This is a genomic window from Marinimicrobium sp. C6131 (genome assembly GCF_026153455.1).
Taxonomy (GTDB): domain Bacteria; phylum Pseudomonadota; class Gammaproteobacteria; order Pseudomonadales; family Cellvibrionaceae; genus Marinimicrobium.
Genome location: NZ_CP110629.1, coordinates 2254778 through 2280202, shown reverse-complemented (window position 1 = coordinate 2280202; position 25425 = coordinate 2254778). Strand labels below are relative to the sequence as shown.

Annotated in this window: 20 protein-coding genes and 3 pseudogenes; 11 read left to right on the top strand and 12 right to left on the bottom strand. The window is 56.9% G+C overall.

What is annotated here, in order from left to right:
• Positions 1-13: 13 nt before the first annotated feature.
• Positions 14-2914, bottom strand: a complete 2901-nt coding sequence (locus OOT55_RS09830; protein ID WP_265365703.1) for a TonB-dependent receptor — start codon at positions 2912-2914, stop codon at positions 14-16.
• Between the two features lie 475 nt (positions 2915-3389).
• Here OOT55_RS09830 and OOT55_RS09825 point away from each other — a divergent pair.
• The 3 genes and pseudogenes from OOT55_RS09825 to OOT55_RS09815 all read left to right on the top strand — a co-directional run.
• Positions 3390-3740 (top strand): annotated as a pseudogene (locus tag OOT55_RS09825) (cellulose binding domain-containing protein); the annotation flags it as partial.
• 21 nt (positions 3741-3761) lie between these two features.
• Positions 3762-5090, top strand: a pseudogene (locus OOT55_RS09820) (endo-1,4-beta-xylanase); the annotation flags it as partial.
• Positions 5091-5466: 376 nt separating this feature from the next.
• Positions 5467-7380 (top strand): CHRD domain-containing protein, encoded by a 1914-nt coding sequence (locus OOT55_RS09815; RefSeq protein ID WP_265365702.1) that lies wholly within the window; start codon positions 5467-5469, stop codon positions 7378-7380.
• Positions 7381-7434: 54 nt separating this feature from the next.
• On the opposite strand, the gene OOT55_RS09810 is transcribed toward OOT55_RS09815, so the two are convergent.
• Positions 7435-7860, bottom strand: coding sequence for a hypothetical protein (locus tag OOT55_RS09810; protein ID WP_265365701.1), 426 nt, complete (start codon positions 7858-7860; stop codon positions 7435-7437).
• Between the two features lie 204 nt (positions 7861-8064).
• Here OOT55_RS09810 and OOT55_RS09805 point away from each other — a divergent pair, with 204 nt between their 5' ends.
• Complete coding sequence (locus OOT55_RS09805; RefSeq protein WP_265365700.1) at positions 8065-8733, top strand: Pr6Pr family membrane protein; 669 nt, start codon at positions 8065-8067, stop codon at positions 8731-8733.
• Positions 8734-8793: 60 nt separating this feature from the next.
• On the opposite strand, the gene OOT55_RS09800 is transcribed toward OOT55_RS09805, so the two are convergent.
• Positions 8794-9252 (bottom strand): SRPBCC family protein, encoded by a 459-nt coding sequence (locus OOT55_RS09800; RefSeq protein WP_265365699.1) that lies wholly within the window; start codon positions 9250-9252, stop codon positions 8794-8796.
• 145 nt (positions 9253-9397) lie between these two features.
• Positions 9398-11011: an ABC-F family ATP-binding cassette domain-containing protein gene (locus OOT55_RS09795; RefSeq protein WP_265365698.1), complete on the bottom strand. Its 1614-nt coding sequence runs from the start codon at positions 11009-11011 to the stop codon at positions 9398-9400.
• Positions 11012-11253: 242 nt separating this feature from the next.
• Here OOT55_RS09795 and OOT55_RS09790 point away from each other — a divergent pair.
• Positions 11254-12495: pseudogene (locus OOT55_RS09790) on the top strand (methyl-accepting chemotaxis protein); the annotation flags it as partial.
• A 137-nt stretch (positions 12496-12632) separates the two neighbouring features.
• On the opposite strand, the gene OOT55_RS09785 reads toward OOT55_RS09790, so the two are convergent.
• From OOT55_RS09785 to OOT55_RS09775, 3 genes are all read right to left on the bottom strand, one after another.
• Positions 12633-13586, bottom strand: a complete 954-nt coding sequence (locus OOT55_RS09785) for a hypothetical protein (RefSeq protein ID WP_265365696.1) — start codon at positions 13584-13586, stop codon at positions 12633-12635.
• 141 nt (positions 13587-13727) lie between these two features.
• On the bottom strand, positions 13728-14111 hold the full coding sequence (locus tag OOT55_RS09780; RefSeq protein ID WP_265365695.1) for a hypothetical protein: 384 nt from the start codon (positions 14109-14111) through the stop codon (positions 13728-13730).
• Between the two features lie 27 nt (positions 14112-14138).
• Positions 14139-14741 carry a TetR/AcrR family transcriptional regulator gene (locus tag OOT55_RS09775; RefSeq protein ID WP_265365694.1) on the bottom strand — a complete coding sequence of 201 codons (603 nt, stop codon included), beginning with the start codon at positions 14739-14741 and terminating at the stop codon, positions 14139-14141.
• A 180-nt stretch (positions 14742-14921) separates the two neighbouring features.
• On the opposite strand from OOT55_RS09775, the gene OOT55_RS09770 reads away from it, so the two are divergent.
• Positions 14922-15650 (top strand): hypothetical protein, encoded by a 729-nt coding sequence (locus tag OOT55_RS09770; RefSeq protein ID WP_265365693.1) that lies wholly within the window; start codon positions 14922-14924, stop codon positions 15648-15650.
• A 48-nt stretch (positions 15651-15698) separates the two neighbouring features.
• On the opposite strand, the gene OOT55_RS09765 is transcribed toward OOT55_RS09770, so the two are convergent.
• A complete protein-coding gene (locus OOT55_RS09765; protein ID WP_265365692.1) occupies positions 15699-17063 on the bottom strand; it encodes a hypothetical protein in 1365 nt (454 codons plus the stop codon).
• A gap of 154 nt (positions 17064-17217) precedes the next feature.
• Positions 17218-19329 (bottom strand): winged helix-turn-helix domain-containing protein, encoded by a 2112-nt coding sequence (locus OOT55_RS09760; RefSeq protein WP_265365691.1) that lies wholly within the window; start codon positions 19327-19329, stop codon positions 17218-17220.
• Positions 19330-19609: 280 nt separating this feature from the next.
• On the opposite strand from OOT55_RS09760, the gene OOT55_RS09755 reads away from it, so the two are divergent.
• A complete protein-coding gene (locus OOT55_RS09755; protein ID WP_265365690.1) occupies positions 19610-20158 on the top strand; it encodes a hypothetical protein in 549 nt (182 codons plus the stop codon).
• 76 nt (positions 20159-20234) lie between these two features.
• On the top strand, positions 20235-20507 hold the full coding sequence (locus OOT55_RS09750) for a hypothetical protein (protein WP_265365689.1): 273 nt from the start codon (positions 20235-20237) through the stop codon (positions 20505-20507).
• Between the two features lie 48 nt (positions 20508-20555).
• Here OOT55_RS09750 and OOT55_RS09745 read toward each other — a convergent pair whose 3' ends face one another.
• Positions 20556-21026, bottom strand: a complete 471-nt coding sequence (locus tag OOT55_RS09745; RefSeq protein WP_265365688.1) for a hypothetical protein — start codon at positions 21024-21026, stop codon at positions 20556-20558.
• 559 nt (positions 21027-21585) lie between these two features.
• Between OOT55_RS09745 and OOT55_RS09740 the strand changes: the two genes are divergently transcribed.
• Positions 21586-21744 (top strand): hypothetical protein, encoded by a 159-nt coding sequence (locus OOT55_RS09740; RefSeq protein WP_265365687.1) that lies wholly within the window; start codon positions 21586-21588, stop codon positions 21742-21744.
• A gap of 229 nt (positions 21745-21973) precedes the next feature.
• Here OOT55_RS09740 and OOT55_RS09735 read toward each other — a convergent pair whose 3' ends face one another.
• Positions 21974-22174 carry a DUF2905 domain-containing protein gene (locus tag OOT55_RS09735; protein WP_265365686.1) on the bottom strand — a complete coding sequence of 67 codons (201 nt, stop codon included), beginning with the start codon at positions 22172-22174 and terminating at the stop codon, positions 21974-21976.
• A gap of 17 nt (positions 22175-22191) precedes the next feature.
• Positions 22192-23670, bottom strand: a complete 1479-nt coding sequence (locus tag OOT55_RS09730) for a TolB family protein (RefSeq protein WP_265365685.1) — start codon at positions 23668-23670, stop codon at positions 22192-22194.
• A 425-nt stretch (positions 23671-24095) separates the two neighbouring features.
• Here OOT55_RS09730 and OOT55_RS09725 point away from each other — a divergent pair, with 425 nt between their 5' ends.
• Both OOT55_RS09725 and OOT55_RS09720 read left to right on the top strand, forming a co-directional pair.
• Positions 24096-24890, top strand: a complete 795-nt coding sequence (locus OOT55_RS09725) for a VOC family protein (protein WP_265365684.1) — start codon at positions 24096-24098, stop codon at positions 24888-24890.
• A 20-nt stretch (positions 24891-24910) separates the two neighbouring features.
• On the top strand, positions 24911-25396 hold the full coding sequence (locus OOT55_RS09720) for a VOC family protein (protein WP_265365683.1): 486 nt from the start codon (positions 24911-24913) through the stop codon (positions 25394-25396).
• Positions 25397-25425: the final 29 nt, after the last annotated feature.

Sequence of the window (25425 nt, the reverse complement as noted above, 5' to 3'; positions counted from 1 at the left end):
GCATTGCGCCGCATTAAAAAGAACCGCGGATACCAAAGGTATAGGTGGCGCCCGGGTAGAAGGCGTTGAAGGCAATACCTTTGACTTCGTGCCAGCTGCCCACCGGTTCATCGGTCAGATTGTAGGCATCGAAGGTCAAGGTCAGGTTTTGATCCTCCATTACCGGCAGACGGTAGCTGCCAGAGAAGTCCACCTGGGAGCGGTCCATGGAAATGATTTCCAGCCCTTGGGTGTAACCCGCAACTGAGCCGTCCTGATGATAATAGGTCAGGCGCGCCTGCAGACGGTCGGTTTCGTAGTAACCGGTGAAGTTGTAGGTCCAGTCGGAAATACCGGTCACGATGGCATCTTCGTCGCTCGCGTCCTGGGTGATGTGAGTGGCGCTGGTGTCGAACCCGAGGCCTTCCACAATGAAGTCCAGAGGCATGACCCACATGGCTTCGTACCCCGACAACGTGGTCGAACCGTTCACGTTACTGCTGGTGTTCACCACCACGGTGCACGCTTCGGGCCCGCCACATTCGGCCAGGGCCTGCTCACGGTCTTCACCGATGTTGTTGATGTCCATGCCGTAGCTGGGCAGGTCCAACCAGTCGACGTTAATGCTGTCGGATTGGGTGAAGCCGGTCACTTCCTTGATGAAGTGGGTGAAGCCGACGTAGCCACCCTGATCAAAGTACCACTCACCGCCGAGATCGAAATTGGTGGCTTCGAACGGAGACAGGTTGGGATTGCCCGCATTGACGGAGTCCACACCCGAACTACCCCAGGCGGAATTGGGGAACATGTCGGAGGGATTGGCTCGGGTCAGGCTGCGCGAACCGCTCATCCGCAGCTTGATGTCATCCCGCAGGTCGTACACCATGCTGAAGGAGGGCAGGATCTTGCTGTAATCCTCGTTGGTCTCGCTCTCCATCGTACTGACGTTCTGCTTGGTATCCACCCAGCGGGTGCCCGCGTTGATCCGCAGGGGGCGCCCGCTGATTTCCTGCTCGAGGTTGCCTTCAATGTACAGCCCTAATACTTCCTCGCTGATGTTGCCCACGGTCTGTCCGAACTGGTCACCGGCGAGTTGCTCCGGCTCATAGTCATTGTAGTTGGTGGCCTGCTTGATCCGGTTCCAGTCCACCTGGGCGATACCGGAATAGCCGTTGTAACCGCTGATACTGCTGCCCAGATCATTCACCAATGAAGGCCCGAGATAGTCGGCGAAGTTTTCGTCCGCATCGGAGCCGTCGACATTGTTGTCCTGAAAATCGGTGGTGCCGCCGAAGGCGTTCATGTCGCTGGAGTTTTCATCCCACGCCAGGCCGAACTTGAAACCGTTGATATTGGCATCCTCGCCCCAGGCGAAATCGGCGTGGAAGCCGTTGGTTTCGGTCACTCGGGTATTGCGCTGGATGCGGAACCGGTCACCGAACTTTTCATTGTCCTGAATTACGCCGTCTTCGTTCTGGTCGAACTCCTGCTGCCAAGTCCAGCCAATGTCCGGGCTGGCTGGGTCTTCGCTGAAGCTGAATGAGGGAACGGTGCCGTTGACCGTGTACTGCATGGTTGCGCCGGGCGACATGTACAACACATAGGGCTCATCGCGATCGAATTCGGACTTGGTGTAGCTTGCCGAGATATCGGCCTTGAAGTCATCGCTGATCTGCCAGGCCATGCTGGGCATGAAGCTGACGAAGTTCAGGTCTTCCACGTACTGGCGTGAGCCCACCCAGATATGCGCATTATAGAAAGTGGCGTCGGTCACATAGCCATTTTCGACGGTCACATCTTCGGGAATGATGGCCGCGCCCTGGTGCAGATAGTTACGCCGTCCCCAGAGCATGGCTTCGGTCCGGGTAAAATCGCGGTCCGCCTGAGCGTACATGGTGTCCAGTACGAACTCCATATCGTCATTGGGGCGGAACTCCAGCGAGAGCAGACCAGTCATCCGGTCGCGGTCCCCTACTGAGGTCATGGGGCGGCCCAGATAGGGTAGTAGAGCGGTATCCAGTGTTTCAGCGTCCAGGCCGGAGGTGGCCACCGGATCGACCGGGTCGCCAACTTCCACGCCGTCTTTGGCCGCCGCGTAATCCGCCGTGGCTTCAGGGCTCCAGAAAAAGTGGTTGAAGCCTTCACTGCCTTCGACACAGGCCGAGTTGGTGCGCTCGGGATTGCTCCACTCGGCCACACAGCCGTCGGTGTAGAGCGCAACCGCTTCATAGCCATCCACTCGGGAGCTCTTCTGCTCACCGGCCAGACCAAACAGCACGCCAAACTGCTCGTTGGAGTTGCTGTACATGAAGGAATACTTGGGGCTGACGTCTTCACTAAGCTCGCTGTAGGCCCCTTCCAGGGAGTAACTGAAATGCTGGCCGTCAAAGTCGGAAGGGCGCGCCGTGCGCATGTTCACATAACCGGATACCCCGCCTTCGAGCTGGCCGGCGGTTGCGGTTTTGGACACCGCCAGGCTACTGAACAGCTCGGTGGGGAACAGGTCCAGATCCACTTCGCGATTTCGGTCACCGGAGGTCAGGCTACCGGTAGAGGCCACTGCCATGGCATTGCCGTTGAGGGCAATCTTGGTAAAGCTCGGGCCCAGGCCCCGCACGGAAATCTGCTGGCCTTCACCGGTCACTTCACGGTTGATTTTCACACCGGGAATTCGGGCCAGGGACTCAGCCAGGTTCTGGCTGGGCATGTTGCCGATGTCATCGGCAAAAATCACATCCGAGAAACCGTTGGAATCCCGTTTGGCATTGGTTGAGTTGAGCAGCGATCCGCGGTAGCCGGTCACCACAACCTCTTCGAGGCCGCTGGCGGCAGGGGTGGCTTCTTCATTGGCATCCTGCGCCTGGGTAAAACTGGCGGTACCGATGGCAAGGCCCAGCAAACCCAGTTTGCTGAGGCGGAAAGTTGGGGTTTTCATGATGAACAATCTCCAAGCTGGCTTATCGTTATGAAAATTGGCGCATTATTCATTTCACCCGGAATGTGGGAGGGCGAAGTGAGATCGGCCAACTTATAGTCATCCGATCTCTAAGTCTTAAAGTAAGACATGTATACAAGTATGTCAATAGTCGTAACTGTGACTTATTGGGCAGTGCGAGGGGGGAAATTGGCGGAATTCGTGATGTGTCACACAAACCGGGGAAACAATAAAAGCAACAGGCGCCAACCACTTAAGTTCAAATTGACAATATGTGGGCGCGGTAGTTAACTCCAGAGGACGCCTACGGATCGGCGGTACCCAATAGCGCTTGATAACCCGTTCTAATAATCAACAGTCTGCGCTATTCACTTAAGTTGTTGTTGAGTCGAACTTCCGTCGATCATCAGGCGTTTCATTGCATTCATTTGCAACACTCCACATGCCAATAATGACTTGAAACAGGAGTTCGAAAATGACAAACCTACTACGCAAGCAGCTGATGTTGGCGGCGGCGCTGTTCATGTCCGCCCAGGCAGCGCAGGCCATCACCTCCGGCTCCGCCGAGGCCACCCTGAACGTCGATAATCAATGGGGCTCGGGCTATTGTGCCAGCGTCACCATCGACAATAATGGCGGTAGTGCAATCACGGACTGGACCGTCGGCCTGGACCTCAACGGCAGCAGCATCGACAACCTCTGGAACGGCAACCTGAGCGGCACCTCGGTGACCCCCGCCGCTCATAACGCCACCATTCAGGCGGGTAACAGCACCGGCTTCGGTTTCTGCGCCAACGGTGGCAGCATTGCGGAGTTGGCTTCCCTTGATGTGGAAGGGGGCGATGGCTCGAGCAGCAGCTCCAGCTCCGACAGCTCCAGTAGTTCAAGCAGTTCCAGCAGCTCTGATTCCGGCGGTGACAACAGCGTGACCGTGCGCATGAGTGGCGTGACCGGCGACGAAAGTGTCAGCCTGGAAATTGGTGGCCAGACGATCGAAACCTGGACGCTGAGTGTCGGCATGCTGGATTACAGCGTGAGCACCAACGCCACTGGTGAGCTACGTGTGGCCTTCACCAATGATGAAGGCGATCGTGACGTGCAAGTGGATTACGTGATCGTCAACGGCGTCACCTACCAGGCGGAAGATCAACAGGACAACACCGGCGCCTGGGACGGCGAATGCGGCGCGGGTTCCTATTCGGAAATGCTGCACTGCAATGGCTCCATCGGTTTCGGCAATCCGTTTGATGGCAGCAGTTCGTCCTCCAGCTCCAGCAGCTCGTCAAGCTCAAGCAGCAGCGACCCGAACCCGGGTAACCCGGATTTCCCGCCGTTCCACGTCGGCAACATCACCACCAACGGCCAGGTCCGCTCCGACTTCATGCAGTACTGGGATCAGATCACCCCGGAAAACGAAGGCAAGTGGGGCTCAGTCGAAGGCACGCGCGATCAGTACAACTGGGGTCCACTCGATGCCATCTATGATTTTGCTCGCGCCAACGGCATTCCGGTCAAAGCTCACGTACTGGTGTGGGGCAGTCAGCGTCCCGGCTGGATTGATAGCCTGAGCCCGGCGGAACAACGCGCGGAAATCGAAGAGTGGATCAGCGACTACTGTGACCGCTACCCCGATACCGAAATGATCGACGTGGTGAACGAAGCGCTGCCCTCGCACGCACCGGCCAACTACGCCGAGAGCGCCTTTGGCAGCGACTGGATCACCGAATCGTTCCGCCTTGCCCGTGAGCACTGCCCGAACGCGGTTCTGATCTATAACGACTTCAACTTCATGACCTGGGACACCGACGCGATCATCGATATGATCCGCCCGGCCGTGAACTCCGGTTATGTGGATGCGCTGGGTCTTCAGGCCCACGGCCTGTACAACCCGCGCGTCTGGACCGGTCCGGAAATTGAAGCCAAGCTGGATCAGATTTCTGAGCTGGGTCTGCCGCTGTACATCTCCGAGTACGACATTCAGGAGTCCAACGACCAGTTGCAGCTTGAGTATATGCAGACGCACTTCCCGATCTTCTACAACCATCCCAATGTGGTTGGTATTACCCTGTGGGGGTATATCGTGGGCGCCACCTGGCGCGAAGGCACCGGCCTGATGACCAGTGATGGTCAACAGCGCCCGGCCATGCAGTGGTTGATGGAATACCTGAACCGCTAAGCGATTGACTTCGTATACCCGGGAGAAAAGGATTTCTCCCGGTCTCATTGAAGTGTCTCCCGCACCGCAAGACCTGTCGAAACCCCCGCCATCTGCAGCATCACTAATCGACCATCGTCCGGTGATTTAATCCGGAGCGGCTTCTCTCAATGTTGTGCACCAAGTCACAATATCGAAAACCCTTCCAGTCGATTTCCCCTGTAAATGATCTGTCAGCCGCCGTTCGGAGTACGCCTGTGGTGAATGAGTGAAAAACGGACGCTTCTGGTCCGGTTGCGTTTCGCAACAAGCTCTTCGACGGCGGCTGACAGTCTCGGCGGACAGAATGCTGAAGAGTCGCAAAACCCATAAGTCAAAAAGCGAAGGAATTTCAGATATGTTAACCACCAAGTCCAATCATTGGCTGACGACGACGCATTTTCTGGTGCTCGCTGCGGTGGCCGGTCTCGCCGGCTGCGGCAGCGATGACGATGACCCTATCCCTGATTCCCCCGAACCGGAACCCGAGCTCCAAAGCTACAATGTGCCTCTCGAGGGACGGCAGGAAGTGCCCATGGTGGAGACCGAACAGTCCGCTATGGCCACCGTCACCATCAACGAAACCGATATGATGGTCATGGGCGAAGTTGACCTGACCGAGGTTGCGGAAGTGAGCGGCGCTCATATCCATGCGGGCGAGGTCGGGACCAACGGGCCAGTCGCCTTCGGATTTTCCGACGCGGATGAAGATGGCGTCTGGGAGATAGAAGGTGAAGACATCACCCAGGAGGAGCACGAGGCGCTGCTCGCGGGCAACTGGTACGTCAATGTACACACCGACAGCTATCCGGACGGTGAACTGCGCGGCCAGATTGTGACCGATACACAGTCGGTGCATGTGTTTGGTTTATCCGGTGAGCAGGAAGTGCCAGCGGTACAGACGGAGGCTTATGGGCAGGGCTACCTGTTGTACGACAGCAGTAATGGTGCCTTGACGCTCAACGCCTGGGCGTGGGATCTGGCGGCGACCGCCGCGCACATCCACCATGCCGAAGCAGGCACCAACGGCGACGTCATCGTCGGGCTCGAAGAAAGTGCCGACACCGAAGGGCTGTGGCAACTGCCGGACAATACCATCCTGGGAACGGATGAAGTCTCGGCACTGGAGATGGCCAACCTGTACGTTAACGTGCACACCGACGCCAATCCCGGTGGCGAGATTCGCGGGCAGATTCTGCCAGACGATTACGCGCTGGTGCTGTTCGACCTGTCCCCGGGGCAGGAAGTGCCCCGCGTGGACTCAAGCGCCAGCGGCCTCGGTTACGCCACGCTCAATACTGACTCGGGTGGTCTGCGTCTGAACGCCTGGTCCATGAACATGGACACCAACGCCGCCCATATTCATCAGGCGGGTATCGGCGAAAATGGCGATGTGGTGATTGGCCTGGAAGAGAATATGGATGCCGAGGGGCTCTGGCAGACACCGGAGAATACCGCCCTGGATCCGGACACCCAGGAATTGCTGCTCTCCGGTGGCCACTACGTCAACATGCACTCCGATGCGTTTCCGAATGGAGAGATTCGCGGGCAGATTACCCCGGGAGCCTGGGATGTGCTCGCCTTCGCTCTGAGCGGCGCGCAGGAAGTCCCGTCGGTCACCACCGAAGCCGAGGGTGATGGCTACGCCCTGTTGAACAGCGACTCCGGTGACCTGATGTTGGTGGTCAACACCCGCAATCTGGATACGGCCTCGGCCGCCCATATCCACGCCGGTATTGCCGGTACCAATGGTGATGTCGTGGTCGGACTCGAGCAGGACGATACCGACACCTGGCGCTTGCCGGCCGATACCGCTCTGGATGAAGCGACCTTGGCCGAATTCATGGATGCCGGTCACTACGTGAACGTCCACACCCCCGCCAACCCCGGTGGTGAAATCCGCGGGCAGGTATTGACCACGGACCACGTCATGTTCCCGCTGATGCTCTCCGGTGACAACGAAGTACCACCGGTAGAGACCATGGCATCCGGCGAAGGGGCCTTCACCCTGCAGACCGTCAACGGCAGTCTCCGTGGCGCCTTCATCACGAGCAACATAGACAGCAACGCCGCCCACATTCACCAGGCCCCGGCCGGTGAAAACGGGGACGTGGTTCTGGCGCTCGACGCGACGGAAAACGGCTATCAGGTGCCCACCGAAACGGCGCTCACCGACGAACTGATCGGCATCATGCTCGACGACGGTCACTATGTGAACGTGCACAGTGACGCCTTTCCCGATGGGGAGCTGCGCGATCAGATTGTGCAGTAGTTGATTGACCGCTGGAAAGGGAGTTCCAGCCACCCCGCGCTCAATCGGGCCGACTCAGCTCGCTGCCTGCATCGGCAAGTGGTAAAAGCGACAGGTCTCCGCAACAACTTCCGCTTCCGTCATCGCCTGAGCGGGCTTGGACTCCCTGACCCGGCCGGTAAACCGGTCGTGTTCTTTCAGATAGTTCAGCAGCTCTTTTCGGGCCTCCCCCGACCCCATCAGATACAGGTCATCGGCGCGAGCGATCACTTTGCCAACGGCCTCGTAAAAACGGGTGAGCGCATGCCGGTACTCCCGGTCCCGGTGATCTTCGGCGACCACCGCTTGGTGCGCCCAGGGCTCCCGCTGATGAGAACCGCCGGACGTTCTCGCCGGTTTCTCGGTCAGGGACGCGATGTTTGTGGTAGACGGCTTGCCGTCGGCCAGTATCACCACAATCGCATTGCGGTGATCAATCCAGACACCTGCATGGGTACGCATAAGTCACCTCCTTTGACCGAACAGAAAGGGCTGTCCGGTACCCCAAGAATAGGCGATTCCCGAGGCCGGAACTAAGACTGTTGTGGAATAACCCCTCTGTCCGGTTAGCAGGTTTCAACCGGGCCCGTATTGAGCGGAGCGCCGTATGAGTCGGTGAACTACACTGACCCCAGCGAACGACAATCGACACCCACGAGCCACTGCATGACTGATACGTTTGAGCCGATACGGCTTTCTGAAAAGGCGCGCCCCTGGCTTCACGCCCTGGCCGCGTTAATCTGGACGACCCTGGCGCTGAGGCTGGGTCTGGTCGGGGCGGACGCCGCCAGGGCGGACACGTCTGTGGTGGCGGGCGTGTTGGGTAGTTTCGGTTACTTCACGGTTCTGACCCTGGCGGCCGCCGGGCTGGCCGCCACCGCGCCACTGCTCCCATTGGCCGTGTTGCGTCGGACCCGTCTGAAGGTGCTGGCGTGTCCCGGTTTCGCAACACTCGTAGCCGCCGCTCTCGTCATGGTGGCACTGGTGTACACACTGGTACTGCGCGACCTGCGGAACCTCGAGGGGTTATGGTGGGTGGTGGACAGCCTGTTGCACGACGTGATTCCCGTTGCGTTCCTGCTGTACTGGTGGTTTTGTGTCCCCAAGCGGGCGTTGCGTTATCGACAGGTGATCTGGTGGGTTTGTTACCCGACAGCCTACTTGCTCGTCGTCATGCTGCTGGGGTTGACCCATGGCTGGTACCCATACCCGTTTCTGGATGTGCCGGCGTTGGGGCCTCTGAGAGTTCGGTTTAATGCGGTGGGCCTGCTGGGCGTCTATGCCGCCCTGGCGTGTCTGCTGGTCGGGGTGGGGCGTCGCTTCAGCGACGCTTGACCACGGTTGGCGTATCGGCGCAGGCCGTCAGCGATCTGACAGCGTGCGCCGGTCGTTCCATCAACCGTTATCGGGAATCTCCGGCTCCACCAGCTTGGCCAGCTGTTCCAGCGATTCCTGCCACCCCAGATAGCACATCTCCTCCGGAATCACCGAGGGGATGCCCTCCTGAACAATGTGAATCTCGGTGCCGCAAGAGACCGCTTTCAGGTCAACGGTCACCATCATCTCCCCGGGCAGGCTCTCATCATCAAAGCGGTCGGTATGCCGAATGCGCTCATTGGGCACCAGCTCCACATATTCGACGGTAAACGAGTGGCTGCTGCCGGTCCCGAAGTTGGTAAATGACATCTTGTAGCCGCCACCCACCTTGGCGTCGATCTCATGAACCGTGCCGGTAAAGCCGTAAGGCGGCAGCCAGTATTCCAGGCCGTCTTTGCGGGTAAAGGCGTTGTAAACCCGCTCGGCGGGCGCGCGCAGAACGCGGTGCAGTCGTACAGTGCCGGTGTTGGCTGACATATTAATCCTCCAAAAGTTGAACTGGGGGTCCGGTAAAGAGACCCGTTGCTGAAATAAAGCAGAAAATCCGGGGGTTGGGGCCCGAATCTCCCTACTCCTGTTCAGTTGGTCGGTTGGGGGGGTTACAGAATCGACAGCCTGATCATCAGAATGACTCCAGATGCCAACCTTTTTTGGTAGCCACCAGCCAGCCGGTCAGTCCGAGGTTACTCAAAAACCGGTCGTCGTGTGACACCACCAGCAATGTCCCCGGGTACTGACGCAACATGGCTTCCAGGGCCTCGGTGGATGGCAGGTCGAGGTGGTTGTTCGGTTCATCCAACAGCAACAGCTCGGGAGGTGGGTCGGCGTAGAGGATGCACGCCAGTGAGCCTTTCAGGCGCTCGCCCCCGCTGAGCCTTCCGCTCGGCATCTCGACTTTGGGTGCGTCCAGGCCCAGTTGTGCCAGCCGCATCCGTAAGTCTCCTTCGGGGGTGGTGCGGTTCGCCTGTTGTAACTGCTCAAGCACCGTTTTCTCAGGGTCAAGGTTACCCAGCCGCTGATCAAGATAGGCACAGTGCGGCGTTACTTTGCAGATGCCAGCCACAGGCTTGAGCTGGCCCGCGAGCGCGCGGAGCAGTGTCGACTTCCCACAGCCGTTCGGGCCGACCACGCCGATGCGCTGCTGCCCACTCAGGGTCAGGCTGATGGTGCGTGTCGGGCCTTCGACAAAAGGCAGCGCCACGGCCTCCAGTTCCGCCACCCGACGTTTTGGCGCCTGCCAGACGGGGATGGCATGCAGGGTGATCTCGGCTTCATGATTGATCCGCTGCGCCGCCTCGCGTACCTGCTGGTTCAGTTCGGCTCGAGCAGAGGCGTGTTTCTGGTGTAAGGCTCCGGTGGAGTGTTCGCTGCGCTCCTTCTGGCGGTCCAGCAGAATTTTGGCCTGATTGGACTCCTTGCCCTGGCGATTGCCGCGGGCCCGTCGCCGTTCCTGACGTTCCCGCTGCTGGCGCATCGCGCGCTCCTCGCGTTGGCGTTCAAGCTTGCGCTGATTAAGCTGATCCAGGGCGTTCTGTCTCTCTTCCGCTTTTCGTTCGGCATAGAAGGTGTAATTGCCTCCGTAGCGGTGCAGTCCCTGCGGGGTCAGTTCGATGATGCGCTCCATGGCGTCCAGCAGTTGCCGGTCGTGGCTGATCACGATCAAGCCACGCGGCCAGCGCCCGAGTTGTTCGATCAGGGCCTGTCGGTTTGGTCGGTCGAGGTGGTTGCTGGGTTCATCGAGAATCAGAAAGTCGGCGTCCGAGAGCAGGGCGCCAATCAGAGCGACGCGCATGGTCTCCCCACCGCTGAGTAAACGGGCAGGGGTGGTTGGTTCAAGGTGGCCAAGGCCACTGCGCTCAAGTTCATGGTGCAGCCGTTGGCGAATATCCCAGCGCTCGCTCACGGCATCGAAATCCTCCGGTGCCGTGCTGCCCGACTCAATGCGCGCCAGCGCATCCAGCGCAGGCTGAACGCCCGCCAGGTCGCCCACGGTGGCGCCCACCGGGCAGGTCACTTGTTGGGCCAGATAATGCACCAGGCCGGAGCGCAGGCAGGCTCCGGCGCTTGGCTGTAGCTGCCCCGCCAGAATGCGCGCCAGGACCGTTTTGCCGACGCCATTGCGGCCTACCAGCCCGGTCGACTGCATATCGAAGGTTTCATTCAGGTCGGCGAATAGCGTTCTGCCGTCCGGCAGAACCTGAGAGACACCTTTCAGTGTGAGATAGGTCGTCGTCATGCGATATTCCATGGATGCCAAGAACTCCCCCGGCGACTGGGGGCTGGTGGAGACTGGCCGTCTTGAGGACGGCGGCATCAATGACGCATTGGACTAATACCTTTTAGCGGGAAAGGAAAACCAAAATATTACAAGTGTTGTTCCGGATGGGCAATACCCCAAGACGGTTGCCTTTGTTTATGGACTCAAGAGCCACGTTGGCTTGCCGATAGCATGAGACTACCGTCAAATGGAGCTCCCTGATGTTCAATCGCCGCCTGAAACAGGAATTCGAAGCGCAGCGCACAGAGTTGGCAATGCTGCGACAACTGACCGAGCAGATGGACCGGGGCATGCTGTCCATCACGCTGGATGCGGACTTCTGCATCTCGGCCGTAAACCAGGGCTTTGCCGATACGCTCGGCTACCGGAAAGATCAGTTGCTGGGGCGGCCGATGTCGGAGATTGTGCCGCCCTATGTGCCAAAGCTGGCCTGTTTCCGGAACTTTAATCAGGCCGTCGCCAGGTTCGAGCCCGTCAGCGACGACTACCGCTACCTGCGGGGCGACGGTGGCACACTGGTCTGGTTGAACGTTCACTGGTTTCCGGTGCGAGGGGCGGACGGTAAGCTTGCCTACGTACAAGGCTATGCCCGCGACGTCACCAAATCCGTGGAAGGTGCAAAAGAAAGCGAGGCTTTCATTGATGCGTTGATCCGCTCGACCGCCGTCATCCAGTTCAACCTGGATGGCATCATTATCACCGCAAACGAGCAATTTCTGCAGGCCATGGGCTACCGGCTTGAGCAAATCGTTGGCCAGCACCACCGGATATTCTGTACGCCAGAGGAGGCTGACTCGCCCGAATACGTTGCGTTCTGGGAAAAGCTTAATAGCGGGCAGTACGTCGCGGATCGCTTTAAGCGGATCGACAGCCGCGGCGCCGAGGTGTGGCTTGAAGCCACCTACAATCCGGTTTATGACGCCGAGGGCAACCTCTCAAAGGTCGTGAAATTTGCCAGTATGGTCACTGACGAGGTGGAACGGGAAGCCCAGGTGCGAGAGGGCGCAAGCGTTGCCTATGACGTTTCACAGGAGACCGATGTGAGCGCCCAAAGAGGCACGACCGTTGTCAAACAGACCGTCGAAACCATGCAACAGATCGCCGCACAAATGCAGGCGGCGACCGAAAGCATTGAGGCGCTGGGCAAACAGTCCCTGCAAATCAACGCCATCGTTCAAACCATCGGCGGCATCGCGGAGCAGACCAACCTGTTGGCGTTGAACGCCGCTATTGAAGCCGCCAGGGCCGGTGAACAGGGGCGTGGGTTCGCCGTGGTGGCCGACGAGGTACGGCAGTTGGCGGCTCGCACCAGCAACGCCACGGAAGAGATCGTGAGCGTCGTTGAGCAAAACCAGACGCTCTCAGATGAGGTCAAGCGCCAGATGTTCAGCTCCCGGGAGGAGGCCGAACAGGGTCTGGATCTGGCGAACCAGGCCGGCGCCGTGATTGTGGAAATTCAGGAAGGCGCCAAACAGGTGGTAGACGCGGTAGAGCGCTTTGCCAACCGTTTGCAATAAGCCGTGTCGCGATTTATCAGAATTTCCTTAAAATGAATTGCCCGGTTAAGGGTGATACAAAACTAATCCACACTCAGACCAACGGATTCCAGCTCGTCCCTAAGCAGCTCCTCACTATTCTCGGGGGGCCAGCCTTTAAAAAATGTGACAAGCTCCCCATTTTTATAGAAATGAAAGGAAGGGGTTGCCCAACTCCTTATCTCTGGCCACTCCTTTTCTCTGTACGTAAACTTCAATTCCACTGGGTTCGACCGATTAAAATCAGATACGACCTCAACATTCAGGCCTCGACCAACTGGACTTATAAAAGTCGCATGAGACTTTAGAACGGAAAGAAATTCTGGTGAATCTTTTAGCCAGCTAAAAAATCTATTGGATGGATTGCATTGTGGGGACCCAATAACAATTACGTGTCCGCCTTTGGGGAATGTGAATGGCTCTGCTACTAAGGATTTATTATCTTCACTGATAGCTAGCAAGTTGTTTTTGTTAATCTTTGAGATATCTACTGGTGGCACTTTCTTAAAGGTCAAGTTCGGATACTGAGTTTCAAGGTTCTCCGCCTTTTCGAATTCGCGCGCATCAATATACCCACTGTGCAAGTTAACAATTAACTTCTCTATATTATCCCCACGCCTTTCTTTTTCAAAGATTGTTTTTCTTAAATCATTCAGAACGGTCCTTGATTGCGTATAGAAGAATATAATCTCTAGAGAGCTGTAAAGCATGTGAAGGTGTTGGTCGGATAGGTTTTTTATGCTTTTCCCGTTTCTAGTATTGAGGTAGCATTTTCTATATATGTCCTCATACTGGCTGCGTCTGTCATCACCTGACCGGCGTTTATCAGGAGATTTCTCAACTAAGGAAGAGTGTAATTTATCTACGGACAAAACAGAATTTTCAAACGAAATAGCATTAAATTCTTCACTTTCAACGCATTGATAATCTGAGTCTGCCAAACAGCTGAAGGCAATGAGTGCAGTGTTTGCCAATATCGCTTTTACAATATTTTTCATGAAAGTTCACCTGATTTTCCCTTGTTATCACGTCTTCTAAGGCTCGATATGCTCAGTAAATAAGTGGCATTGCTTGGCCAGGGCCGGACCGATACTGCGGTTGGCGCCAGTAACCAGGGCGCCTCTTCCAGAGTGGGTGCGTTAGGCGTCGCCGATAACCACGGCATGCTCCCTGGATACTTGCCATCCTTTTTCTGTCTCTTTCAGGGTCAGGTTGAAAACGATCTTCTTGGAACCGTCCCCAAGAAGGTTCATTGCCCTTGTGACCATGACAAAACCAACTCCACCCTGAACCTCAGCAGAATGGAAGTTCGCCGTTGTATCTAAGGGTGGAGCTTCAGAATCGCGTAAAGAGCGGAAGAGGTCCAGGCACTGCTCGTAGTCGAAGCTCAGTAGCGATGAGTCTTCTTGAAGGATGTGTACTGTGAAATCAGGGGAGTAAAGGCTTTCCAGATCTTCAATTCGATAATGACATCCTGCATCTATCAGTTTTTCAACCGTTTGAATTAGCGCGTGATCTTTCATTAAAATCTCCTTTTTCATCGTGACAGTTTAATTAAGCAGTGCTTCCATCATTTGCAGGCAGTCCCGCCGCTGCTGTGGCTCAAAACGCATTCTTTCCATTACCTTCAAGCCGCACATCAGCGCGAAAATCTGATTGGCTACCGAATCCGGTTCCCGCCCATCGGGCAACTCGCCGTTTTCCGCCATCGCCCGGCAGGCCTGTTGCAAAATCGCCATGGCTTTGTCCCGGCGCTTGAGCAACATCGGGCCAGCGACGGCGTTGTCGATGCCCAGCTCGCAGGCGCTGTTAACCAGCAGGCAACCATTCGGGTCCTCATCGCTGTGATAACCGGCGGTCGCCTCAACCAGATCCAGCAAGAACTGTTTTGGCGACTCGGCCTGCGCCAGAGCCTCGCGCATGTAACCTGCGGTCATCTCGCCATAGCGATCCAGGCACAGGTTGAACAGTGCGTCTTTAGAGCCGAAAGTCTGGTAGAGGCTGCTTTTGGACAACCCCATGGCAGCCATCAATTGAGCGGTCGAGGTGGCTTCATAGCCCCGAGCCCAAAACAGCAGCATGGCTTTCTGCAAGGCCTGTTCGGGGTTGAATTGCATCGGTCGACCACGACCTGCGGAACCAGTTTTGAACATAATGTCTCCAATGCGAGGATAATAGAACCGATCGGTCCGTTATTCAAGTAAAAAATCTCAGGCTGTTGTCAGCGTCAGGCATCGGTGGCGCTTAGCCAAGCTTTGTGGCACATCTATCCGCGCAGAAGGATCTATACTCGCTTGATGGCATGTGCAACATCATTGAGAGCGGGGACCATCATGTTCGAGCAGGAGATCATCGACATCGTCGCGGATCGGGAAAGCGGCTCCTCCCAACTGGTAGAGCGGATCCAGGGGGCGTTGCATTGCCTTGAAAACAGTCCCCCCGATAGACGGCAATTGCAGTGGGCTTTCCGTAAACTCCGGCATATCGATCGCTCAATGGCGGTGGTCCACCACCTGCTCGATGCTCTTGAGCCCGCCATTGGCCCGGGGTTTTTCGAGTCGTCGCGTGACTATGAGCGGCGGTGGGCCGATCTTCCCCGCCGGGTGGCCGCTCGTCTGATTGAAATACGTAACTGGGATAACAGCCACGTCCTGGTGCATAGTCGCAGCGGCATGTTGCGGGAGGCAATCAAGCGCGTGACCGCACAGTATCGGGGGGTGACCATCTGGCAAACGCGCTCGGAACCCGGCGGCGAGGGACAGGTCCAGTATCGTGAGCTGCTGGAGCAGGGCGTGGCGGTGCATCTGATTGAGGACCATCAAGTGGCGAAACTCGCCGCTTCCATGGACGCCGCCTGGTTGGGCGTCGATCAATACAATGATAAGGCCTTCGTCAACAAGCGTGGCAGCCAACACATCGTGGACTCGATGGGTAGCGCTGGGAACACCACCTTTGTTCTGGGGGATCCACGCAAACGGGTCGACACCCTGGATTTCTCAAGTATTCTATTCGAAGCTGTCCCTTTTACCCGGGATACCTATCTGATTGAAGGCGAGCCGTAGGGAAGGGCTACCAATCCCGGACTTCCCGGCCAGTAGGTGGGCGCTCAATCAGCGCTTTCGAAAACGGTTCCTCAGCCTTCTCATCATCCCCCTTGGTTCCTGCTCCTCCGGACTGGGCCAGTCGACCTTCCTGGTCTCGCACTTGACGATGCCGGACGTTCCAAGACGAAGACGCCACCGCTGAGCGGCGGAATAGCCCTGGCTGAGTTCCGTAGTCACCAGCAAAAGATCGTAATCGTGCTGCTTATCGATCGGATGCGCCTCAACGCCGGAGGCTGGATCATCCTTGTCCACCCAGGTGAACACTTTGTTTCGGGTCGCCTGGATCAATGAGCAGAGCGCCTCGCAGTCCAGGCTGAGGCGTTCCTGAATCTGGTTCTCAACCAGCGCGGCTTTATCCAGGTTCAACATTGAACGGAAGCAGATGATCTGGCGCTCTTCATTGGCCGCCCATGTGCTCGTAGCGTCCAGAACCGATTGCGGCAAGTTGGGCCGTTTACGATAGTCCAACCATACATTCTGCAAGGCGAGCTGCTTGTTGGTGTAGGGCATCAGCAAGCGAATTTTCCAGCGTGGCCGCCCCTTGCGCAACCAGCCGGTGAGGCGCGTTATCATGTCATCGCGCAGCAAGTCCCGAAGCGCGTAGGTCAGCGCAATGGCAAGAAGCAGTGCCAGGGACAGTTGCTGACTGTTGGCGCGGGTATTGAACAGAAAGTAGGTGAACAGCGACATGACGAGCATCGTCGTCACGGCTTTGACCAACTTCCGCGTTCCGGAACCCAACTCGCTCACCTTGGAGCGCAGCACGACCGGGAACTCCAGTAATCGCAAGTACAGACTCATCCGGTTCCATAGGCGGGTTGGGCTGCCACGGAAATCCGGCTCGTACTTCATCTCCCGCCGGTAGCGGTACTCCTGCTCCAGAAATTCCCCAATGGACTGCTTCAGATCATGATCGAGTGCCGAGAACCCCTCCATGGCCATACACTCGAGCAGGAACTGTTCCGCGTGCCAGGAGAAATATACGTCCACCAGTCGAAAGTAACGATGATGGCTATCCTGCTCCGGGTTGGACTTTCGTAGCCGCCGGGCGAAGTTCTGGATCAATCTGAGTGCGCGCTTTACGGGCTCGTCCGCAAGCTCCGCGTTCAGAATCTGTTGGCGCAGGTGGTCTATCGATGCTCGATACTGGAATAGCCAGGAACCATATTGAATTTCATAGTGTGGTGAGAGCAGGGTAAACGAGCTGTCAGACTTTCCCGCCCGACTACTGTCAGGGTGCCCAAGAAGACGAAAGCGATGCTCCAGCGCTTTGAAAAAGAATTGCTGCTCAGACAGCGTCCACTCCGAAAATCGGCCTTCATAGGGCGTAAAAAGATAGAGCTCGACCCCGTACTTCCCTGGTCGCTTCAAAGCACGTGTAAACTGCAGGCGATAATCGCCCTTACGCCTTAGTGAAAACACGACACCCCCGGTATGCTCCTGATCATCACGACAATTCGGTAAGCTTAGCGGTATAGACGTGGAGTGTCCAAGGGTTATAGAGCGCGGCAGCGCTGCTTAAAGGTCAATCCACCCCGTCCGATAACATCCATATATCCGACTCGGGCAGCTCGCAATGGCTGTACAAAACACCTTGCTCGGGGTGAACCGATTCGGTGGACATCGGTTGTTGCGCGCGGGATAGGTAGACGGATGTTTGCTCCTCGTCGACATCCAGGTGGAAGATGTCGGACTCCCGGCAGTGGCCGCCGGTGACATAGAGCACACCGCCTTCCGTAACGCCGAGCAGCTTGGCGTTCTGTTCAAGAGCGTTGGAAAGCCGCTGCGGGCTCTGGCCATCGCGCAGTACCCAGAGGCTGCGCTGGCCCACGTAGTTGAAGTAAATATCGCCGCGGTGTTGGACCGCCGAGCCGATGGCGCCAAACGTCAGTTGTTGTTCATTCCCGTTTTCCAGGTTGATGCGCCAGAGATTTCTGGCCTCACCGTTTGAACGCAACGCCATCAACTGATCCCCCTCGGGGGTGAGCGATAGCGGTTCCAGATCGCCGGCATCGCCGAGCAGAACGGTGCTGCGCTGTTCGCTCAGACCATAGGAGTAGAGGTTGGTCCCCGCCTTGTAGAGGACCTGTTCGCCCTCATTGGTCCAGTTGATGCTCTTGATATCATCGTCGATTTCCGGGCCGGGAATCCGCCGCTCACCGTTGTCCGTCACCAGCCATAACTGAGTCTGTTGGTCGCGTACTGAAGCGTACACAAACTTGTCTCCGGCCGGTGAAAAGCGCGCGGCGTAATTGAGCTGTTCCGGGTCGGCAATCTGCCGGCGCGTGCCATCGAGTCTGAGCTGCCACAGGGTCCTCTGTGGGCGGGACTGAGCATAGATGATAGCCTCGCCATCGGCCCGATACCGATGGTGCGTCAAACGGACATTGACCTTGTCCTCGCGCTCAATGGGGCGGATTTCGCCATCGCGATAGAGCAGGGTCAGTGCCTGTTCGTCCGGCGCATATAGCAGCACGCCACTGCCGTCCGGCGTCCAGCTCATTTCCACACGGTTGTAGTCGAAGGCATGGTTCGCGTCGCGCTTGCCATCCGCCCCGAGCAAGTCAATCCGTATCTGATCGTTATGCTGGCTCGCTACGGCGACTTTACTCTCATGCACCCGGCTGATGAGCGGGTTACCCAGAAAGTCCGCAGAGGGGGCGGCATCCAGCCGTTGGGCGGTCAGGGAATAGTGGTAACGCTGATTGAGGGCGGTGTCGCCCTGGCGTCCCACCAGCTCAATGGTGGTCTCATCCCACCAGGTGGCGCTGCCGAGGTGGCCCTGCCATTGACTGAGGCGATGCTTTTCAAGCACGCGGCGGCGCTTCAGGTCGAGCCGGAAGATGTGCAGATTGTAAAGTTGCGGCGTCTGGCCGAAGAAGCTCAGTGGTTGACTCTCGTCGTCAATCAGCTCAATGGCCAACAGGCTTTCCCCGCTCGGCGACCAGCCCAGTTCAAGCCACGGGCCGGCGCTGCTGGCAAGGCGCCAGTCCTCTCCATCGGCGTCGCACACCAGTAAGTGATAGTCGCGGATCTCGCCGCTTGCCACCGGCAACACCCGAATATAGGCCAGGTGCTGTCCATCCGGATGTGGCTCGGGGGCCGTCTCATGGCCCATTTCAGCAATAAGGGGCTGCGCCCCGGCAAAGGCGGTACGGTGATGCTTGTCGAGCCTCAGCCCGGTGTGTTGCGTGGCCAGGTAAAGGCCCCCCAGTATCGCCAGTACCACGGCGCCCAGCAGCGTCGGCTGCCAACGCCGACGAGGGCGTGGTTGTGGTGGGCTCTCGCCGCGGTGTAGGGCGCCTGCCTGTTCGAACACCGGTTGAACCCGGAGCTGATACCCCTTTTTGGAGTAGTGGGTGACGATCTCCCGTTCCCCCAACAGCTCTGTCAGCGCCTTGCGCAGCAGGTTGATGCTCTTTTGCACCGAGCCGTGCGTGACCACCCGACCGGCCCACACCTGCTCCACCAGCTCTTCTTTGGGTACCACGCGTTCTGAATGGAGGGCCAGATAGTGCAGTACCTCCATCACCTTGGGCTGGAGCCGCAGCGTCCGGCCATGGGCCTCAAGCTCATTGCGCGATGGGTGTACACGCACCTGGTCGAGAGTGAATGAGTCATTATCGTTATGGGTCATGGGCATCTGGCCGGTTATCGGGCGGAGACAGCGCTTACCAGTGGGTGTTCGGTAAATCAGTGTAGCCTTATTTTGCCCGACGCACTTGAGAACCGGCAACTTGGGCGCATCCGTGCCGGGTTTGTAAGTGACTCTTTTTAAAGGCGGTTTTGAAGGTAAGCGAAAAGTCAGTGAATCGTTTGGCTGCGGTCAGTGCAAACCGGCCCGGCGGCTCTATATTGGAAGTATGGCGACCGGCGCAGGGGCCGGCACCAATCACCCCGATGGGAGGAGTCTGACCATGAAACCGTTGAATCTTTTTGCGCTGGTGTTGCTGGGTTCTCTGGCCACCGTCGTTTCGGCCGACGAGCGTTCGGCCCAGGTATACCTGAACGAAAACCTGGGCTTTAACGTCGAGGGCTACAACTACGATCAGGAGCTGCCCTGTGAAATCGAGGAAAGCCTGGTGAGCAAAATCCTTGAGCGCGCCGAAAAGCGGGGCCTGGCAATGCAGGCGGTAAGCACCGCCGACAAAATCAAGAGTGGCGATACCCCCGTGCTGGCCATCGATATCATAGGTCTGGCGCTGGGTAGCGAAGAGTTCACCTTCGGTATGCACTCCAGCTCCAACCTGCCGGCGGTCAAGGTAACGGCGGCACTTATTCACGCCACGGAGCCCAACAGCGTGGTTACCGCAACCCACAGCTGTGCTATCGCGTCCTTGAACGAGCTGACGCCCAGTAGCAGTGTGCTGGATCTGGGGACCCCCTACACAATCTGCTCAGCCACGCAGAGGTGCCTGAATGACTTGAGTAACGACATCGTTCAGTGGGTGGCGCCTCAGCTCTGATCGCCCCGGACTTCCTGACCAGTAGAGTGCGTTGCATAGGACCTCCCGCCGAGCCTATTGGTCGCCCGGAAGCCAGGTGTTGCTGATAAACCCGATGCGCTTACCGGTACAGGGTCTGAGAAAAGCCCGTGAAGGCGATGCTGAACAACATCAACTCGGTCCACAGGCCGAAGGCCCGGTGCAGATCAACGTTCAGGTTGGTGGAGCCGCTACTGCTGCGGGTTTTCCAGGCGGGTTCCCAGCACTGCCAACGACTATCGGTCTTGCCGGGCTCGCCGTAAACGGTGACGCGCTCAATACCGGGGGAGAATTGGCAGAAATTATCAGAATTTCAATTTCTGCCAATTAAACGTTGGGTTGCGATATTTTTAATTGATGAATACTTTCCAGTCCCTGATCAGCATCCCAATACTTCAGTGTAAATATCCATATCGTTTGTTCCTTTACCGAACATCCTGAAATAGGAAAGGTGGTTACTATCCCTAAAGGCATCTTTTCGGCGTTCAAAGAAATCCTTGTCATACCAGTTTACAGCAAACCTGATTGTCATCCCCTCTCTTACAGTCATTGCCCATGCCCACGCTATGGTAGATCCCATGGCCAGCAATCGTTCGTCCGACCAACGCAAAAGCCGAACACACTTTCTCAGGTCAGACTCCCTCTCGAACTCGATTCTAACTTTTGTGGTTGCGTAGGGTTGTCTTTTGCCAAACGTTTTATCCGAGGCGCCATCCAAAATCTTTTGCTCAGAAATCAGCCCCTTCTTTAACAGCGCGTCAAGATGATCATCGATATCGGGTATGTCTTCGCCCTGGATATTCAAAATGTCTGAGAATCCTGATCGTTGCTCTTCATTTGACTTCTTCATATTCAAATCCTTTAAGGTATGAGCCTGGCGTTCACTTAAATTCGGAGGACATTAAAGGGTTCAGTTTTACTGGATATGTCTCTCAGAAAATATTGCTGGAGGTGTCCGCCGGTTTTCAGTAAGCCAAGATTAAGATAGACATATCCTTCGTGTATTAAGTTATGAAATGAATGACTCGTCGTCAACGTAACATTTAGTTCTTATTGAGATATTGCGTAGCTTTGTTTATTTCGCATGAAGATCAGGGCGATGCTTTACGCCTTGAGCGTGGTTAGCGGCGACAATTTGGCAGGTAACTTTCCATTGTTTAGTAAGGAAGAATCTTTAGGCATACAAGATAACCGTGAAAATATGACATGGTCGCGGATCGGGAAAGCGGCTCCTCCCAACTGGTAGAGCGGATCCAGGGGGCGTTGCATTGCCTTGAAAACAGTCCCCCCGATAGACGGCAATTGCAGTGGGCTTTCCGTAAGCTCCGGCATATCGATCACTCAATGGCAGTGGTCCATCACCTGATCGATACCCTTGAGCCCACCATTGGCCCGAAGTTTTTCGAGTCATGTTGCGGGAGGCGATCAGGCGCGTCACCGAACACTATCTGGAGTTGACCATCTGGCAAACGCGCTCGGAACCCGGCGGCAAGGGACAGGTTCAGTATCGCGAGCTGTTGGAGCAGGGTGTGGCGGTGCATCTGGTTGGGCGTCGACCAATACAATGATAAGGCCTTCGTCAACAAGCGTGGCAGCCAACACATCGTAGACGCAATGAGCCGCGTTGGGAACACCACCTTTGTTCTGGGAGATCCACGCAAACGGGTCGACACCCTGCACTTCTCAAGTATTCTATTCGAAGCCGTCCCTTTTACCCGGGACACCTATCTGATTGTAGGCGAGCCGTAGGGAAGGGCGATCAACCCCGGACTTTCCGACCAGTCGATTGACGCCCGGTCAACGGCGGAAGAACATCGCGATAAGCGACAGGATCAGGCTCACCAGAATCATCGTGGTAATGGGAAAGAAGAAGGTATAGCCGGGTCGCTCAATTACAATATCGCCGGGTAACCGGCCCAGCGGCAGATGTTTCAACCAGGGCCAGGCCAGAGCGACCAGAATCAACAGAATGCCGATGATCAGTAGAGTGCGTTGCATAGAATCTCCCGCCGAGCCTATTGGTCGCCCGGAAGCCAGGTGTTGCTGATAAACCCGATGCGCTTACCATCCGGTGACCAACTGGGCACATTGATGGTGCCCTGACCACCGTAGACGTAAGCGATAATGGTCGGCTCGCCGCCCTCAATTGGCATCTGGCGCAGGTAAACATGGCGGTAAAAAGGGTGATCAGCCGAGTCCACGTCATCGTGGTACGACAGAAACACCAGGCTTTTACCGTCGGGTGAAACGTGCGGGAACCAGTCGTTGTACCGATCGAAGGTCAACTGCTCCTGATTGGACCCGTCCGCGTTCATTCGCCACAGTTGCATGGTGCCGGTGCGATTGGAGTTGAAATAGATGTGTTGTCCATCCGGGCTGTACTCCGGGCCGTCGTCCAGCGTTGCCGTGTCGGTCAGCTGGGTTTCCTTGCCGGTGGCAATATCGACGGTATAGATGTCGTACTTGTCCTTTCGGTGACCGGTAAACACCAGTGTCTTGTCATCCGGCGAATAACCGTGCAGGTACGAATGCCCGACGCCTTTTTGGGTGATCTGTCGGGGCTGATCACTGCCGGTCAGGGGCAGCGTATAAATCGTTGATCGCCCGTCTTCGGATTCGGCGTGATGGCTGATGGCAATCTCCTTACCGCTCCAGGACAGCACATGATCGTTGTTGTTCTGATCGGCAAAGCCGGTGTTCAGTTCGCTAATCTGGCCGGTTTCCAGGTCGTACTTGTAAAGCAGGCCCTCGGAATTGTAGATCAGATATCGACCGTCGCGGGTCCAGTTGGGAGCCTGCAGAGAGACCGGCGAGCGGTGAAGAATACGCCGATTCCCGGTCTCCATGTCCATCACTTCGAGGTTGCTGCCGATATAGTCCTGATAAGGCACAAAATCGACCGCTGCTGGCCGGATAATACGAACATTGGATATCTGCGCGCTCTCGATTTCATCGGCGTCGTGGGCGGACAGGGCGAGCCCCACATAGACCTCATCGGAAAAGTCCAGATGGGACACCTGGGTGACCTGGAAGGGCTCCCCGACCTTTGCCGCAGACATGATGAATGTATCGCCCCGGCGCTCCAACTGAATCACCTCAGGCCCTTGAACCTTCAGACGGTATTCCTCGGTCTGCGCCCCTTTGGCGGAGCGGAACTGTAGCGACGTCAGGCCATCGCCATGCACCGTGGCGTGGACGTTGGCCGAGTCCGGCTCCAGGTCCTCGCGCACGTGCCAGCCCACCTTTCGGTGTGGGTCCGCCCCCTCGCCGATAAACGCCACTCGGGCGCGCACAATAAAGTCGCCCTCCATCTGATTCCACGCGTAGTGCAGCTCATCCTGATCGGACCACATATTGGCACCCGAACCGGAGATGACGTACTGCTGGCTGTCTGGTGCGTATTCCAGGCCACCAGCATGCTTCACCGGACCGATATCGGTGTGGTGTTCGAATTGGCCGACGGGTTCAGCCGCCGCGTTCAGGCTCAAGAACATAAGGATCGCCGAGATAGTTAGGGGAAGGAGTGAGGATTGACCGTTAGTTTTTCTCATTCAAGAGTCTCCATTGCCTTTTATTGTTTGTATCAGGTCGCTGGATAGCCCCCAAAGCGTAGCGATGACGTTTTGGCGCTCAACGAACTTTAAAGACTACCACGGATCTTGAATAGGCGCTCTCGACGCGGAGGGTCTGTCCTACCCCGTACGCCCCGGCAAATAGATTGACGCTCGATCAACGCAGGAAGATGCCCTTAGTGGCTGATCGTCTTGCCCGACATTCATTCGTCGCACTTGAAAACTTATTTTTAGGCTATCTATGTGGGTCGGTCGATCAATAATACCTATGGAGGTGCTGTCGAAATCACCGACCGGGCATCGACCAGTCAGTGAACGACCCATCTTATAATCCCAAGGAGACAACCATGCCCAACCGACACGGCGAATTTATCTGGTACGAACTGCTCACCACCGACAGCAATGCGGCGCTCGCCTTTTATGGTGCCATTCTGGGCTGGCAGGCAACCGACAGCGGTCAGCCCACTATGGACTACCGCATTCTCAGCGTCCAGGATGAGGACACCGGAGAACCGCGAGAGGTCGGTGGCCTAATGCAACTGACCGAAGAGATGTTCCAGGGCGGCGCCAAGCCCGTGTGGTTGGGCTATATCGCCGTGGACGATGTCGATCAGGCGGTGGCCAACATCACCGAGATGGGAGGCAGTGTGCAGATGCCCCCGACCGATATTCCCAATGTCGGCCGATTGGCCATGGTCAGCGATCCGCAAGGCACCCCCTTTTATGTCATGAAGGGCAGCAGCAATGAGGTCAGTCTGGCTTTTGCCTCCGACAAACCCCGTGTGGGACACTGTGCCTGGAATGAACTGGCGACCACTGACCCTGAAGCCGCCAAGGCCTTCTACTTCAAGGCGTTTGGCTGGACCAAAGACGGCGAGATGGACATGGGCCCGATGGGCTCGTACGAATTTATCCGCCACAACGGGGTGATCGGCGCCATTATGCCCAAACCGGAGGGCATGCCCGCACCGATGTGGCAGTACTATTTCCGTTGCGCCGATATCGACGTCGCCTGCAAAACCATCGCCGACAACGGGGGACAACTTCTGCACGGCCCCGATGAAATTCCCGGTGGCGACTTCATCGTCCAAGGGATCGATCCGCAGGGGGCTCTGTTCTCCCTGGTGGGCGCAAGAAAATAACTGACACAATAGGAGCCGATATGACCAACTTAGTGACTTGCCTGTGGTTCGACCACGGCGAAGCCCGCAAGGCGGCCGAGTTCTATGCCGCCACCTTTCCCGACAGCGCTGTCGAACGGATCAACAACGCCCCCGGTGACTTTCCCGGCGGTCAGGAAGGCACTGAGCTGACCGTCGAATTCACGGTGCTCGGCCGGCCGTTCATCGGCCTTAACGGTGGCCCGAATGTTACGCCGAATGAGTCCGTCAGCTTCATGGTGGTCACCGAAAACCAGGAAGAGACGGACCACTACTGGAATACCATCATCAACAATGGCGGCGTCGAGGTTGATTGTGGCTGGTGTAAGGACCGGTGGGGCTTTGCATGGCAGATCACGCCGCAGCGGCTGCTTGATCTGATATCGAGTGAGGATCGGGCCAAGGCGCAGCGCGCCTTCGAAGCGATGATGACAATGAAGAAGATCGATATTGCCGCGCTAGACGCCGCAGTGGCAGATCTGTCCTGAACGGGAAGCGCTGAGAACACCACCTTCTT